The organism is Bacteroidia bacterium (assembly GCA_023228875.1).
In the GTDB taxonomy this organism is placed as follows: Bacteria; Bacteroidota; Bacteroidia; order NS11-12g; family UBA955; genus JALOAG01.
The window spans coordinates 1-14928 of sequence record JALOAG010000022.1 but is presented as its reverse complement, the minus strand read 5'-3'; the positions used below and the strand labels follow the sequence as shown (position 1 = coordinate 14928).

General features: G+C 39.9%; 11 protein-coding genes and 1 CRISPR repeat array. Of the genes, 9 read left to right on the top strand and 2 right to left on the bottom strand.

The features are described from left to right. Positions 1–768: 768 nt before the first annotated feature. The 9 genes from cas3 (at position 769) to M0R38_11655 (ending at position 12692) form a co-directional block, all read left to right on the top strand. Entirely contained in the window at positions 769–2994 is a 2226-nt protein-coding gene (gene cas3 / locus M0R38_11695) for a CRISPR-associated helicase Cas3' (protein ID MCK9482394.1), read from the top strand. Between the two features lie 7 nt (positions 2995–3001). Beyond that, positions 3002–3709 carry a type I-C CRISPR-associated protein Cas5c gene (gene cas5c / locus M0R38_11690; protein ID MCK9482393.1) on the top strand — a complete coding sequence of 236 codons (708 nt, stop codon included), beginning with the start codon at positions 3002–3004 and terminating at the stop codon, positions 3707–3709. Continuing rightward, on the top strand, positions 3706–5469 hold the full coding sequence (cas8c, locus tag M0R38_11685) for a type I-C CRISPR-associated protein Cas8c/Csd1 (protein MCK9482392.1): 1764 nt from the start codon (positions 3706–3708) through the stop codon (positions 5467–5469). Before cas5c ends, cas8c begins: the two co-directional genes overlap by 4 nt. Positions 5470–5480: 11 nt before the next feature. Then, the gene (cas7c, locus tag M0R38_11680; GenBank protein MCK9482391.1) at positions 5481–6347 is read left to right on the top strand and encodes a type I-C CRISPR-associated protein Cas7/Csd2; all 867 of its coding nucleotides are present in this window, start codon (positions 5481–5483) and stop codon (positions 6345–6347) included. A 44-nt stretch (positions 6348–6391) separates the two neighbouring features. Continuing rightward, entirely contained in the window at positions 6392–7075 is a 684-nt protein-coding gene (cas4, locus tag M0R38_11675) for a CRISPR-associated protein Cas4 (GenBank protein MCK9482390.1), read from the top strand. 4 nt (positions 7076–7079) lie between these two features. Further along, positions 7080–8111 carry a type I-C CRISPR-associated endonuclease Cas1c gene (gene cas1c, locus M0R38_11670; protein MCK9482389.1) on the top strand — a complete coding sequence of 344 codons (1032 nt, stop codon included), beginning with the start codon at positions 7080–7082 and terminating at the stop codon, positions 8109–8111. 11 nt (positions 8112–8122) lie between these two features. Further along, positions 8123–8413, top strand: a complete 291-nt coding sequence (gene cas2, locus M0R38_11665; protein MCK9482388.1) for a CRISPR-associated endonuclease Cas2 — start codon at positions 8123–8125, stop codon at positions 8411–8413. Between the two features lie 169 nt (positions 8414–8582). Then, positions 8583–11898: a CRISPR direct-repeat array (repeat unit 33 nt; unit sequence GTCGCACCTCGCAAGGGGTGCGTGGATTGAAAC). 172 nt (positions 11899–12070) lie between these two features. Next, a complete protein-coding gene (locus tag M0R38_11660; protein MCK9482387.1) occupies positions 12071–12427 on the top strand; it encodes a hypothetical protein in 357 nt (118 codons plus the stop codon). Next, entirely contained in the window at positions 12411–12692 is a 282-nt protein-coding gene (locus M0R38_11655; protein ID MCK9482386.1) for a hypothetical protein, read from the top strand. The genes M0R38_11660 and M0R38_11655 overlap by 17 nt, the downstream gene beginning before the upstream one ends. A gap of 127 nt (positions 12693–12819) precedes the next feature. Here M0R38_11655 and M0R38_11650 read toward each other — a convergent pair whose 3' ends face one another. Both M0R38_11650 and tnpB read right to left on the bottom strand, forming a co-directional pair. Next, a complete protein-coding gene (locus M0R38_11650) occupies positions 12820–14391 on the bottom strand; it encodes an IS66 family transposase (protein MCK9482385.1) in 1572 nt (523 codons plus the stop codon). Between the two features lie 73 nt (positions 14392–14464). Next, complete coding sequence (gene tnpB, locus M0R38_11645) at positions 14465–14722, bottom strand: IS66 family insertion sequence element accessory protein TnpB (protein MCK9482384.1); 258 nt, start codon at positions 14720–14722, stop codon at positions 14465–14467. Positions 14723–14928 lie beyond the last annotated feature (206 nt).

Sequence of the window (14928 nt, the reverse complement as noted above, 5' to 3'; positions counted from 1 at the left end):
AACAAACTCAAGAAATCCAATATTGAAGCATTCTTTTATTGGAATGAGATAAATAAAATTATTTCTTCTCATCCTCAAGATGGTACGTAATTATATACATACAAGTAAATGTAAGATCAACCGAATGCTAATCGATATTACCTTCAATTTCCACTCAGACTCCAAAGGAGGCGATCCGGACTGTAAAAGCCCTACCCTCCACAAATACCATAAAATTTGAAATACAATAGCCTTACTACGTCGACTCAACTATCGGCAGATATACCCTTTTCCTAGGTAAGCGTATAACATTCAAGATACGTTCAATTGATGATAGCGCTGTATGGGTACTGGCTGTAGCGCTTGTTAGGATACCGGAAAATTGTGGGAAAAGACTGTAGGTATAAGCTATAACCTTTGTCATGCGGCTCTGAGTGAGCAAGGCTTTATAGTTGTTATTAAGCCGTTTTTCAAAGGGTACTAGTATGGGATACATTTTCATGTACCGTAATGTTTTCCTTTCTATAGCAAAGAGAGATTGGATCTCAAGTAAAGCTTAGGTTGTCAGCATATAGTGCATATGCCCAACAACCCAGATTCAGTTAATCATCAAATCTAAATAGAATGAATTTTGGCTATTTGTTGTTCGAAAAATATCATCAACAAATATTGTTTATCAAAGAAATAACTGCTAAATTTAGTGCTACGTCATGTTTTGACGGGGTCACATAATAGCTTTGAATCAAATTTAATATATACAATAAAAAAAGCCTACAATAATTTAAAACATTGGATTCGATAGCACACATAAAATTGGATGATTCCGGCAATTTCAAGATTCAAAATCTTTTCGAACATCTTTCCGGTACCGCTAAGTTATGTGCAAAATTCACTTCCAATTTTTGCAATGGAGAATGGGGATGGTTATTGGGATTATGGCATGATTTAGGGAAATATTCTGACGAGTTCCAAGAATATATTAAAATAAACTCTGGATTTCAAGAAGGTAATAAATTAGGCAAAACAGATCACACATCTGCAGCAGCAATTTTGGCAAAAGAACTATATCCAGATTTGTGGCCTCCCATATCTTATTGTATAGCAGGACACCATGCTGGTCTGCATAATTGGTTACCGGAGCCGGGTATATCTGGTGATTTAAGCAGCAGGTTACAAAAACAAGAGTTTTTAGATAAAATAAGGGCAAAGATTCCATCTGATCTTATTGAAAAAGTGAATCTAAATCTACCAACAGGTAAGAAGATTAATCCAAAGCAAATCCATTTATGGATAAGAATGCTTTTTTCGTGTTTGGTAGATGCCGATTATTTAGATACTGAAAGATTCATGAATCCTGAGTCCTTTGAGAGGAGAGGAAAATATGATGCTTTCAGTGTGTTAAACGAACGTTTTAGAAACTTCATGAATGGAATGGTAAAGTCGGCGGCAACTACAAAAGTAAATTCCATACGAAATAAGATACTTAACGATTGTATCGAATCTGGTTACTTAGAGCCAGGTTTCTTTTCCATAACTGTTCCCACTGGTGGTGGAAAAACGTTGTCATCTATGGCATGGGCGTTAATCCACGCATTAAAATATAATAAATCTCGAATAATTTTAGCTATCCCATATACAAGCATCATTACTCAAACGGCTCAGATTTATCGCTCTATATTTGGTGATGAAAATGTGATTGAACATCATAGTAATATTGATGATGACCTCAACTCGCAAAAACAAAAACTGGCAACCGAAAATTGGGATGCTCCAATTATTGTCACAACAAATGTTCAACTTTTCGAGTCTCTATTTTCCAATAAAACTTCCCGTTGTCGGAAACTTCATAATTTAGTAAACAGCATAATAATACTGGATGAGGCTCAAATGTTACCTCCCGAATTTTTAAATCCTATCCTTACCATATTAAAAGGATTAGTAGATGACTACTCGGTGTCAATTCTATTTTCCACCGCAACCCAGCCTGCACTAACAGGACGGATTGGTGGCAATGGGCAATTTGCATTTGAAGGAATAGCTAAAACTTCAGTTCGGGAGATAGTAAATGATATTGACAAGTTGGCACTCAACCTTAAAAGAGTTAAAGTATATGTTCCTGATGATATCTCTCGAACTACCAATTGGGAAACCATTGCTGATGAGCTTTTACAGCATAGGCAAGTGCTTTGCATAGTTAATACAAGGAAACAATGTCGAGAGCTCTATGATTTAATGCCTGAAGACACCATACATCTGTCACGTCTTATGTGTACTGCTCATATTATGGATTTAATCAATGAAATAAAATACCGGTTAAAAGAGAATCTGCAAGTAAGAGTTATCAGTACTCAATTAATTGAAGCAGGAGTTGATATTGATTTCCCTGTGGTTTACAGGGCTATTGCCGGCTTAGATTCAATTGCACAATGTGCCGGTCGTTGTAATAGAGAAGGTAAGCTTAACTATAAAAACAAACTTGGGCAAATGAAGGTTTTTATTCCTTCTAAAGGAACTCCCATCGGGTTGATACGCAAAGGTGCCGATACTTTTAAAGAAATATTGGTAACCAAATCCAATAATGAAGATGAACTATTGCAGCCGCAAGCTTTTCTCAAATACTTTCAGTTGTTATATAACAAGATTGACAATTTTGATAAAGCCAACATTCAAGATAGTTTGTGGAAAGATGCCTATTTAATGCAATTTCAATTTGCAACAGCCGCACAGGATTTTGTGTTAATTGACGATAAAGGATCCAAAACAATCATTGTTGAATATAAAGAGGGTACTGATTTAATCCATCTTTTTAAAAAGAATGGCCCTGATCCTTGGTTGCTGCGTAAGTTACAGCGTTATTCTGTTTCTGTTAATGAACGTGATTTTAAAGAATTAAAAAATTCAGGTTTAATTGTAGAGCTACATGGTTGTTGGGTTCAGGATTATCACAACTTATACAGCATTCACTCAGGAGTACAATTAAATGGTAAATGGTTAGAAGAAATAAATATTATATAAAAATATCATGGAATTTTATAATAAGGAATTTTGCATTGAAATATGGGGTGATTATGCTTGCTTTACACGACCCGAAATGAAGGTTGAACGAGTAAGTTACGATGTAATCACTCCTTCGGCAGCACGCGCCATTTTCGAAGCTATCTTTTGGAAACCGGCAATCCAATGGAAGATAAAAAAAATTGAGGTTTTAAATCCTATTAGATGGGTTTCTGTACGTCGGAATGAAGTTGGTAAATTAATGAGTAATAGATCAAAACATATTTTCATTGAAGAAAACCGTCAGCAAAGAGCCGGGCTTTTATTGCGTGACGTTGCTTACCGGATTTATGCCGAAATTGATTTTACACCTTTACGCAAACGCAACAGGGTTGAAACTCCTGAAGAACTAAAAGGCCAAAAGGAGAATGAAATTTTAAAGAAAACGGAAAACCCGGGTAAGTACAACGCCATATTCGAGCGCAGAGTAAAAAAAGGGCAATGCTTTAACCAGCCTTATCTTGGATGTCGGGAGTTTTCATGTAATTTCAAATTAGTAGAATTTCCGGAAGGAGAAAGAATTAAGCCTATCAATGAAACTCGAGATCTGGGATTTATGCTTTACGATATGGATTTTTCTGAGGAGAAAGACCCTAAACCTATGTTCTTCAGAGCACAACTCAAAAAGGGAGTAATTGAAGTTCCACCAATGGAAAGCGAGGAGGTTCGCCGATGATTTTACAAGCACTATACGACTACTACCAGCGTAAAGCTGCAGATCCAGAAAGCAATATTGCGCCAAGTGGATTTGAACGTAAAGATATACCATACATAATCGTTATTGATTATCAGGGTAAATTCGTTAATCTTGAAGATACCAGAATTGGTGAGGGAAAACAAAAAAGAGCTAAATCGTTTTTAGTAATCAAAACCAAAAGTCGAACAGGTTCTAAAGCAGCCGATACAGCTAATGTTTTTTGGGATCACTGGGGTTATGTTCTTGGGCAACCTAAAAATGAAACCGATAAGGCAAAAAAAGATGCATGTAAACAAAATCACTCTTTTATCTCTCTGATTAGACAACTATCAGAAAAATATTCTAATAATAATCAATTTAAAGCAGTTGCAAAGTTTTATGAACAAGAAGAAAATATCCAAAACCTTCTTAAGCATGAAAACTGGGCAGAGTGTTATAAAATACCGGGGTGCAATCTTTCATTCAGAGTTGCAGGTGAAACTATAATTGTTGCCGAACACTATAACCTCCATGATGAGGTTAACGCCACAGAAGATGCTGACGAATCTCAACAAATACAAACCAATACAGGTGTCTGTTTAATAACAGGAGAAAAGTTACCCATCGCTACTCTTCATTCAGCCACTTCAATACCTGGTGGTAAAAGTGGCGGCAAGCTTGTAGGTTTCCAAAAAAAATCAGGATACGACTCTTATTATAAAGAGCAAGGAATGAATGCACCTGTCTCAAAAAAAGCCGAAGATGCTTACACTACAGCACTCAATGTTTTGCTTGGAAAGGATTCTAAGAATAAATTTAGAATCTCTGATACATCTGTTCTATTTTGGGCTCAGAGTCAAGATGAATTCGAAAACCAATTTGCATCATTCTTCGCTGCTCCATCAAAAGATGATCCCGACCAAAACATACGAGTAGTAAAGACTCTATTTGAGTCTATTCACACAGGGAAACTTAATACTGATAGTGATAACCAATTTTATATCCTAGGGTTAACTCCCAATGCAGCACGGATTTCAATAAGATTCTGGAGGACAGGAAAGATTGTTGATTTTGCAATAAACATTGCAAAGCACTTTGAAGATCTGGATATAGTAAAAGAAATGAATACGGACAAGGAATATTTCTCCCTTTTCAATTTGCTCGCCAATATATCTTTTGATTTTAAAGTAGATAACATTCCGCCAAATCTTGCCGGAAAAATCATTGAAAGCATTCTTGATGGCACTAAATATCCTGATACTATGCAACAGCAGTGTATAAGGCGTATAAGAGCCGAACAACATGTTAACCGTATTCGTGCGGCAATACTCAAAGCATACTTAAACAGAAGTAATAATATTTATAATATAAATGAAAAACGTATAACAATGGCACTCGACCTAGAAAACAAAAATCAAGGCTACTTATGTGGTCGCTTGTTTGCAGTACTCGAGAAAATTCAAGAGAATGCACTACCAAGCATTAATGCAACTATTAAAGACCGTTACTATGGTGCTGCTTCAAGTACTCCCGTTACTGTATTCGGGCGGTTATTAAATCTCTCCAATCACCATTTAGCAAAATTAGATGGTGGGAGCAAGATCTATTACGAGAGGTTGATTCAGCAAATTATAAGCGGCATTAGCAGCAATGGACTACCTTCTCATCTTTCCTTAGACGACCAAAGCCGTTTTGCTATTGGTTATTATCATCAACGTCAGGATTTATTTACTAAAAAAATAAAAACAACTAAAGAATAGGAGATTATACTATGAGTAAATTAATTAAAAACCGATACGATTTTGCCTTACTTTTCGATGTTACCGATGGTAACCCCAATGGAGACCCTGATGCAGGTAATCTTCCAAGGGTAGATGCTGAAACTGGCATGGGGTTAGTTACAGATGTTTGTCTTAAACGTAAAGTGAGGAATTTTGTGCAAATGGTTAAAAATGCCGAAAGACCATTTGATATTTTTATAAAAGAAAAAGCAATTTTGAATACATTGATTGATGAATCTCATGAGCAAGATGAGGTAAAATCAGAAGATAGAGCTGGTGATAAAACCGAAGCCGCAAGAAAATGGATGTGTGCCAATTATTACGATATTCGCACCTTTGGTGCTGTCCTAAGTACTGGTAAAAATGCAGGTCAAGTTCGTGGTCCTATTCAGTTTACCTTTGGTCGCTCAATTGATCCGGTTGTTGCATTGGAGCATAGTATAACTCGTATGGCTGTAGCCACTGAAGCTGAAGCCGAAAAACAAGGCGGTGATAACCGTACCATGGGGCGTAAATTCACAATTCCTTATGGTCTTTATCTTTCTAAAGGATTTATCTCTGCCCATTTAGCAACACAAACTGGCTTTAATGAAGATGATCTTTCCCTTTTCTGGGAAGCATTAAAAAATATGTTCGACCACGATCGTTCTGCAGCTAGAGGAATGATGAGTACTTGCAAATTGATTGTATTTAAGCACTCTACAGCTTTAGGAAATGCACCTGCACATCAACTATTTGATGCTATAAATATCGAACGAAAAGATGCAACTAAACCTCCAAGAGCATTTTCCGATTATATTGTTAAAATAGATAAAACTTTAATACCTGCAGATGTTGAGATGATTGAAATGGTATAATTTGATGTTATCTGTTTAACGGAAACTTTAAATGAAGATTTAATATGTATTCCGACGACAAACTTTTAATGATTTCAGGTATTCAACATTTCGCTTTTTGTGAAAGGCAATGGGCATTGATACATATTGAACAACAATGGGCCGAAAATATGCGAACCGTAGAAGGTAATCATATGCACAATCGGGTCGATAATCCATTTGAAAATGAAACACGAAGAAATGTAATTACTCTGCGTTCGGTTTCATTAGTTTCATATCAATTAGGGTTATATGGTGTTGCCGATTTGATAGAGTACATTAGAGTTGATAATACAACAGGAGTTTCTTTGAAAAATAAAACTGGCTTGTGGTTTCCCGTTCCTGTTGAATATAAAAGAGGTAAGCCAAAATTTGATGAGTGTGATGAGGTTCAACTTTGTGCTCAAGCTATTTGCATCGAAGAAATGTATAAAATAAACAGTCAAATTAATCTTAGAATAGATAAAGGTTATTTGTATTATGGAGAAACCAGACATCGTCATGAAGTGCTGCTTGACGATATATTAAGAACTAAAGTAGAAACATACTCTGCTAGTATGCATAAATTTTTTGAAAAAAAAATTACCCCGCGCCCAAAATACAAATCACATTGTAAATCTTGTTCTTTGCTCGAAATATGTAATCCAAAATTCTTTGACAAGCCACGTGTTGTAAATGATTATCTAAAAAATGTATTTGAAATAGATTGACGCAATGAGAAAACTTTTAAATACACTGTATATAACAACACCTGAGTCGTACATTTCACGGGATGGTGAAAATATTGTAATTAAAATAAACGATATTGAAAAATTTAGAATACCAATACATAATATAGAAGGAATTGTCTGTTTAGGTTATATGGGTGCTAGTCCTTCGGCAATGCATCTTTGTGCTGAACGTAACGTAGCGCTGAGTTTTTTAACTACTCAAGGCCGTTTTTTATGTAGAATTAACGGTCCGGTTTCTGGAAATGTCCTTCTTAGAAGACAACAATATAGGATAGCAGATAATCCCAATCAATCACTTCAATTAGCTAAACTATTTATAGCTGGAAAAATAGCAAACTGTCGAACAGTTTTACAGAGAACCTTACGAGAACAACAGTCAGAAAACAAATCATCTGAGCTGCAGTCAGCAATTAACTTGTTAGCTGTAAAACAAAAGCAAATTTCTCAAATACCTTCTGTTGAAATATTGAGAGGTATTGAAGGTGATTCAGCACAATGCTATTTTGGTGTGTTTAATCAATTAATCCTATCTCAGAAAGAAGATTTTTTCTTGAAAGGCAGAAGCCGTCGCCCTCCTAAAGATAATGTTAACTCATTACTCTCATTTGTTTATACTCTCTTAATGCATGAAGTTAAAGCTGCCCTAGAAAGTGTTGGTCTTGATCCGTGCGTTGGTTTTTTACATGTCGACAGGCCGGGTAGAGCAAGTCTTGCACTTGATATGATGGAAGAGTTTCGACCATATCTTGCAGACAGATTAGTACTATCATTAATTAATAGGAAACAGATTAATAAACGAGGATTTAAGAATAATGAAGCAGGTGGAATTTTAATGACAGACGAAACCCGAAAAGAAATAATAACTGCTTGGCAAAAACGAAAACAAAAAAAAATCCAACATCCATATTTACAAATAGCTATCTCCGTAGGTCTATTACCTTATGCGCAAGCAATGCTAATGGCGCGTTTTATTAGAGGCGATATTGATAATTATCCTGTATTTGTAAACAAATAGAAAGCAAACCTATGATGGTATTAATAACCTATGATGTTGAAACTAAAACGCAAGAAGGACGAAAACGTTTAAGAAAAATTGCAAAAGAGTGTGTTAATTACGGACAACGTGTTCAAAATTCAGTATTTGAATGTTTGGTTGATCCTGCTATTTTTACAGAATTACGTCATCGTCTAGAATCAATTTACAATCCTGAAACCGACAGCCTAAGATATTATTTTTTGGGCAATAACTTTAAAAATAGAATAGAACATGTTGGGTGTAAAGAAAGTTATAATCCTGAAGGAACACTGATATTATAGCTCCGCCTACCTTAAGCTCTCATTAAATCATAGGAGAATCAGCGATACTTGACGTTCATTTGGTTAGCTATATTCTTTAATTATTTTTTACCAATTCTATAAATATTTCATTACTTTAGCGGAAATGGAGCTTTACTCATCAAAGTTCTAATAACTTAACCACTCTACTGTCGCACCTCGCAAGGGGTGCGTGGATTGAAACAAGGATTTAACAACAACAAAGACAATTATTTTGGTCGCACCTCGCAAGGGGTGCGTGGATTGAAACAAAAGGGTGTACTGATGGACAAGGAAGATGGGTGTCGCACCTCGCAAGGGGTGCGTGGATTGAAACGACAGGGATAAACTATATCAGCAGGCACAAATCGGTCGCACCTCGCAAGGGGTGCGTGGATTGAAACCTGAGCAAAGCAGCAAAGAACAAAGCAGCAAAGCAGTCGCACCTCGCAAGGGGTGCGTGGATTGAAACTGTCACAATATCGCCGTTATCTGCAACCCAGCCTGTCGCACCTCGCAAGGGGTGCGTGGATTGAAACATCCGCCCCCAGCGGTCATGGTCGGCCTTGTGGGTCGCACCTCGCAAGGGGTGCGTGGATTGAAACACGGGCTGGTTGACAAACCCGCCATCCTTGTTCTGTCGCACCTCGCAAGGGGTGCGTGGATTGAAACTGCATAGCCTCGTACTCCTCAACCGAGTATTTCGGTCGCACCTCGCAAGGGGTGCGTGGATTGAAACAACCTTTTGGCAGCCAGCAAAGACTTCAGCGAAAAGTCGCACCTCGCAAGGGGTGCGTGGATTGAAACAAATAATCCGGCCCAGTTGTTGGCCATGCTCTGCTTGTCGCACCTCGCAAGGGGTGCGTGGATTGAAACCGTATTCCAGCGATACGTCTGTAAAGTTTGCAAACGTCGCACCTCGCAAGGGGTGCGTGGATTGAAACCCCACTCTTTTGCAGCATGTCGCAAAATAAAAGGGTCGCACCTCGCAAGGGGTGCGTGGATTGAAACTCTTCAGCTTCTTTCATAGCAGCAATGGCTGTAGTCGCACCTCGCAAGGGGTGCGTGGATTGAAACTTTGCTCCAGGAGTCGCAGTCTACCCCTTTGGTGTCGCACCTCGCAAGGGGTGCGTGGATTGAAACTGTAATTTGTCGTTGCCTTTCTTCGGCAATCAAGTCGCACCTCGCAAGGGGTGCGTGGATTGAAACCTTATCATATTTACACAAGACTTGTTTGGCTTATGGTCGCACCTCGCAAGGGGTGCGTGGATTGAAACATTTTTACAAATGCGAAGAAAGCGGATTGCAATAGTCGCACCTCGCAAGGGGTGCGTGGATTGAAACTTGTGAAGTAACTCTTCAACCATTTCCGCATAAAGTCGCACCTCGCAAGGGGTGCGTGGATTGAAACATACTATCTCCCTCTTTATTACCTATACCATTACCGTCGCACCTCGCAAGGGGTGCGTGGATTGAAACTCCTTCCTCATCAGCCCAGTTATCCCATATATGGTCGCACCTCGCAAGGGGTGCGTGGATTGAAACTCCTGCTGTCGGCTACTCCAACCATTACCCTTGGTCGCACCTCGCAAGGGGTGCGTGGATTGAAACCTTGTAGTCGGCAAAACTCTTGTAATTCTGTAAGGTCGCACCTCGCAAGGGGTGCGTGGATTGAAACTAATCTATCCACAATTATATCCCTTGAATATCTGTCGCACCTCGCAAGGGGTGCGTGGATTGAAACAATTACAAGTGCATTGTGCAAGTCGTCAGAGTTAGTCGCACCTCGCAAGGGGTGCGTGGATTGAAACATCGTTTGCCCCTACATCTGTCCACTCCCCTATGACGTCGCACCTCGCAAGGGGTGCGTGGATTGAAACATCAGGTTGATGTACATACCGCAAAATGTCGCCATGTCGCACCTCGCAAGGGGTGCGTGGATTGAAACCTTAAAAAGCTTTTGTATTGCTCCCAGGTATAAGGTCGCACCTCGCAAGGGGTGCGTGGATTGAAACCATTTCGGAGCAACAACAGCCTTTTCGTGAGAAGTCGCACCTCGCAAGGGGTGCGTGGATTGAAACCGTGAAATTTGAAAGCGTTATTTTCGCTATCCCGTCGCACCTCGCAAGGGGTGCGTGGATTGAAACAACAGATGTCGTTGTAAACAAAGTAAAGACAGTAGGAGTCGCACCTCGCAAGGGGTGCGTGGATTGAAACGGTAATGCTGTTCACAAGGTACAAGTGCGGAAAGAGTCGCACCTCGCAAGGGGTGCGTGGATTGAAACAATAAATAGTTATCTGTATAAGCACCCGAATAAAGTCGCACCTCGCAAGGGGTGCGTGGATTGAAACCATTTGACCATATGCTTTGTTGCAGGCTTAAATGGTCGCACCTCGCAAGGGGTGCGTGGATTGAAACAAGATGGAGAAAGCAAACAAACTCCGGTTGAGGAGTCGCACCTCGCAAGGGGTGCGTGGATTGAAACCGTGAACCACCACTAACAAAATTACCATCAATTAGTCGCACCTCGCAAGGGGTGCGTGGATTGAAACTGTAAGCCTCGTTGTCAATTTGCTTGATGTCGTGGTCGCACCTCGCAAGGGGTGCGTGGATTGAAACCTGAATAAACAGGCTGTGCCTTGCCGGGCTGAGTCGCACCTCGCAAGGGGTGCGTGGATTGAAACCTCTGGTACTTGCCTTATCGTATGCTACCAAATTGTCGCACCTCGCAAGGGGTGCGTGGATTGAAACTGTACTCGAATGTCGGCCCTACGTCTGCGTCTGCGTCGCACCTCGCAAGGGGTGCGTGGATTGAAACCGGATGGGATCTACATACATGACCTTAAGGATGAAGTCGCACCTCGCAAGGGGTGCGTGGATTGAAACTTGTATAAAAGGAGAAGGTACTCACGGTGCTTTTGTCGCACCTCGCAAGGGGTGCGTGGATTGAAACCGGATGGGATCTACATACATGACCTTAAGGATGAAGTCGCACCTCGCAAGGGGTGCGTGGATTGAAACAAAGAGTTCGGTAAGCTCTTTGTTTTCGTTTTTGTCGCACCTCGCAAGGGGTGCGTGGATTGAAACTTGTATAAAAGGAGAAGGTACTCACGGTGCTTTTGTCGCACCTCGCAAGGGGTGCGTGGATTGAAACTAACTTGGAAGTTATTGAAGCTATCAAAAAACAGGTCGCACCTCGCAAGGGGTGCGTGGATTGAAACACACCAACTGTGACTCCCTCTTTTATGAAATGGGTCGCACCTCGCAAGGGGTGCGTGGATTGAAACACGTGCTTACCACAACGACATTGCTACATATCAAGTCGCACCTCGCAAGGGGTGCGTGGATTGAAACTTACAACAGGTAGAATATTTGTGGACAACGAAGGTCGCACCTCGCAAGGGGTGCGTGGATTGAAACGGAGCTAATGGCTATGGAGGCGGAAAAACAGCAGGTCGCACCTCGCAAGGGGTGCGTGGATTGAAACGGGTGTAATCAGTAACTTTGTATGTACATTTTTCGGCAATATCATATGTACAGAAATCGGCAACATGCGATGTACATAAAAAAAGGTTAAAATAAGAGTCTTCATACATTTGTAGATCAACTCAAATACAAATTTTATGAAGACTCAGAAATCACCTTTTAGAAAGGTAATTATGTGGCACAAAGTTAAACAACTTTCATTAATCAGCGGTAACTCAGATGTTAAAATAGGACGAGATCTTGGAATTGACCGCCGAACTGTAGCTAAATACAGGAAAATGAACGAGACAGAGTTCATGGAGTTTGTTGACAAAAAGCGGGTATATGAGAAGATTTTGGACCCTTGGTATCTATTTGTAAAGCATCTTTTAGAGCTTGATAATGGTTTACCTGCAGCTGTTGTAGAGGATCGTCTAAAGGAGCATTATCCCGATTTGCCCAAAGTCAACAGCAAGACAGTTTACAATTTTGTTAAATATGTACGCAAGAAAGAGAAGATCTTTGCCCCTGTGATTGTACAACAGAGGTGAAGTACGGTCTCCTCAATGGGATGCAATAGGAATTGCAGAAGATTCCACATTGATACTGGTTGAGGCTAAAGCTCATACCTCTGAATTTAAGGGATCTGGGTGTCAAGCCAAAGCAGACGGACCCAATCGTTCAAAAATCAAGAAAACCATTACTCAATTTTTGGGTAATGACAAAGTGTGGATGGGAAAATATTATCAGACAGCAAATAGAATAGTGATATTAAAGAAATTATTAGAGGCTGGAGTGAAAGTAAGCATCCGATAAAACCCGTCCAACATTGCTAACTCCAACCTAACTTTTCTAAGTAGTTGTACAAGTTTGTGTGATTTTTGTAAAAGTTAGGCCAATTTGAGTGAAGTTGGCCTGAAGTTGTATGAGTAGTAGTAAAACTTTACAAGTTGTTTGCAGATTTTGATTTTGCCCAATTAGCCGGGAGCAGATCTTCCAGATTGCCTTTTCCGGTAGTGTACAAATACATTTTGGAAAGAACATCTTCCAGCCACTGTTCGGGGTTCACACCGGCTGCTTTACAGGAACCCAGAAGAGAGTAAACCATGGAAGCTCTTATAGCGGCATCGCCGCTTCCACAGAACAGATAGTTTTTCCTTCCCAAAGCCAGCGGACGAATGGCATTTTCAATCAGATTATTGTCTATTTTGTATCTGCCGTCCAGATGATACCGGGAGAGTTGTGGAAAAAGACTGTAGGTATAAGCTATGGCTTTTGCCGTCCGACTCTGAGGAAGCAAGGATTTGTAGTTGTCATGAAGCCATTTTTCAAAGGTTACCAATATGGGATACGCTTTGTTGTACCGTAACGCTTTTCTTTCTTCAAGTGATAGTTGCCCCTCATCAGCTTCTCTTTCTATGGCATAGAGAGATTGGATTTGAAATAAAGCATCAGTTGCCAACTTTTTGTTCTCTACCAACGATTCATCAAATTTACGTCGTGCATGTGCCCAACAACCCAGCATCAGTTTACCTTCAAGTTGTTCCAGCTTCTGGTATACATTATAACCGTCTGTCTGAATAGCCCCTTTAAAATCATGCAGCAATAACATGGCCGTTCTTTCGGAACGCGATCCTCTGTCGTAATGAAAGAACACCTCTGCTGTATCCGGACTGTGAACTGCCCAGACGTAACCTTTAACAGCTCGCTGCTTTTCATTGTCTATCACAGGAAGAGTACTTTCATCTACCTGGATATAGTCAGAAGAAAGAACCCGTCGTCGGAGAAGATCATACAAAGGTTTGAGCAACTCACAACTTCGGGAGAACCAGTCTCCCACGGTAGAAGAACTTATACGCACCCCCAGGTTGGAAAACCGAGCCAACTGTCGATGAAAAGGTATGTGGTAAAGGTATTTTTGAATGATGATATCTGTTAAAAGCGTAGTATCTGCCATACATTTGTGCAAAGGAGCCGGAGGAAGAGGCGCTATAAGTACAGTAGGTGTTCTGTTTTCTTCCTGTAACTTGTCTGCCTGGTTCTTGAGAACATATTTTCTACGGATAATCTTCTTGATATAGAACTCAGCAGGTCTTAGAGCCAGACGACTGGTCTCTTCAGTACCTATACATACATAATCTTCCAAATTAATGCCTTCAGGATCAATGATAGTCTCTTCCACACGCAGTCCTTCCAAAGAGATGTCTTTACGCGGAGTACGTGGCTTTTTTACACTTATTACTCTTGTAATAAGCTCTTGTTCCTGCTCTGCAGCTCTTTCCAGTGCTGCTTTCTCTTGCCGGCTTAGTGCTTCACCAAAGATGTCTAACTGGCGGACATTAGGATCTGTAGGAATGAACCGTTCACTCTTTTTGCCAAAAATGATTTTCCTAAGACGGTCTATTTCCAACTCTTGCTTTGAAATAGTAGCGTCTTTTACGGCTATCTGTTCGCGAAGAGAGGCGTTCTCTTCTGTTAATTTTTGGAGTTGTAAAAGGCTTTCTTCTAAGGTCATTTGTCGTCCTAATTACTTGATACAAAGATAGTAACAAGTTTTTACATGACCAAATATTTTGACCTTTTTTTAACTAATAATTGATTCTTTTTAAACGTTTTAAGCGAGCTCCGGGATCTGTGATGATCCCCTCTACCATCATAACCAAATCGACCCATTGTATGGTGATGGAGTTGTGCTGAGCAACCCGGGAAGGAACACGAAAACGACCTTCTTCCAGAAGTTTTGAGTATATGACCAGGCCTCCGGGTTCCATGTGAAGCAATTTTAACCGATTCCTGGCTTTATTGACAAATAGGAAGACATCTCCGTCACGAACATTACGGCCCATGTTATTTGTTACAAGACCGCTGAGGCTGTATGTTTGTAATCTAAACAAACATAAGCCCCAAAGTTTTTGTAAATTGATTTTTTTTTAACAAACAATTTATTCACTAAAACCTGGGACTTATGCAGACCAAAAGTAAAAGTACAACAATCAGTTTTAAAGGACAAAACATTTATGTAGGAATTGATGTCCATTTAAAAAGTTGGAAG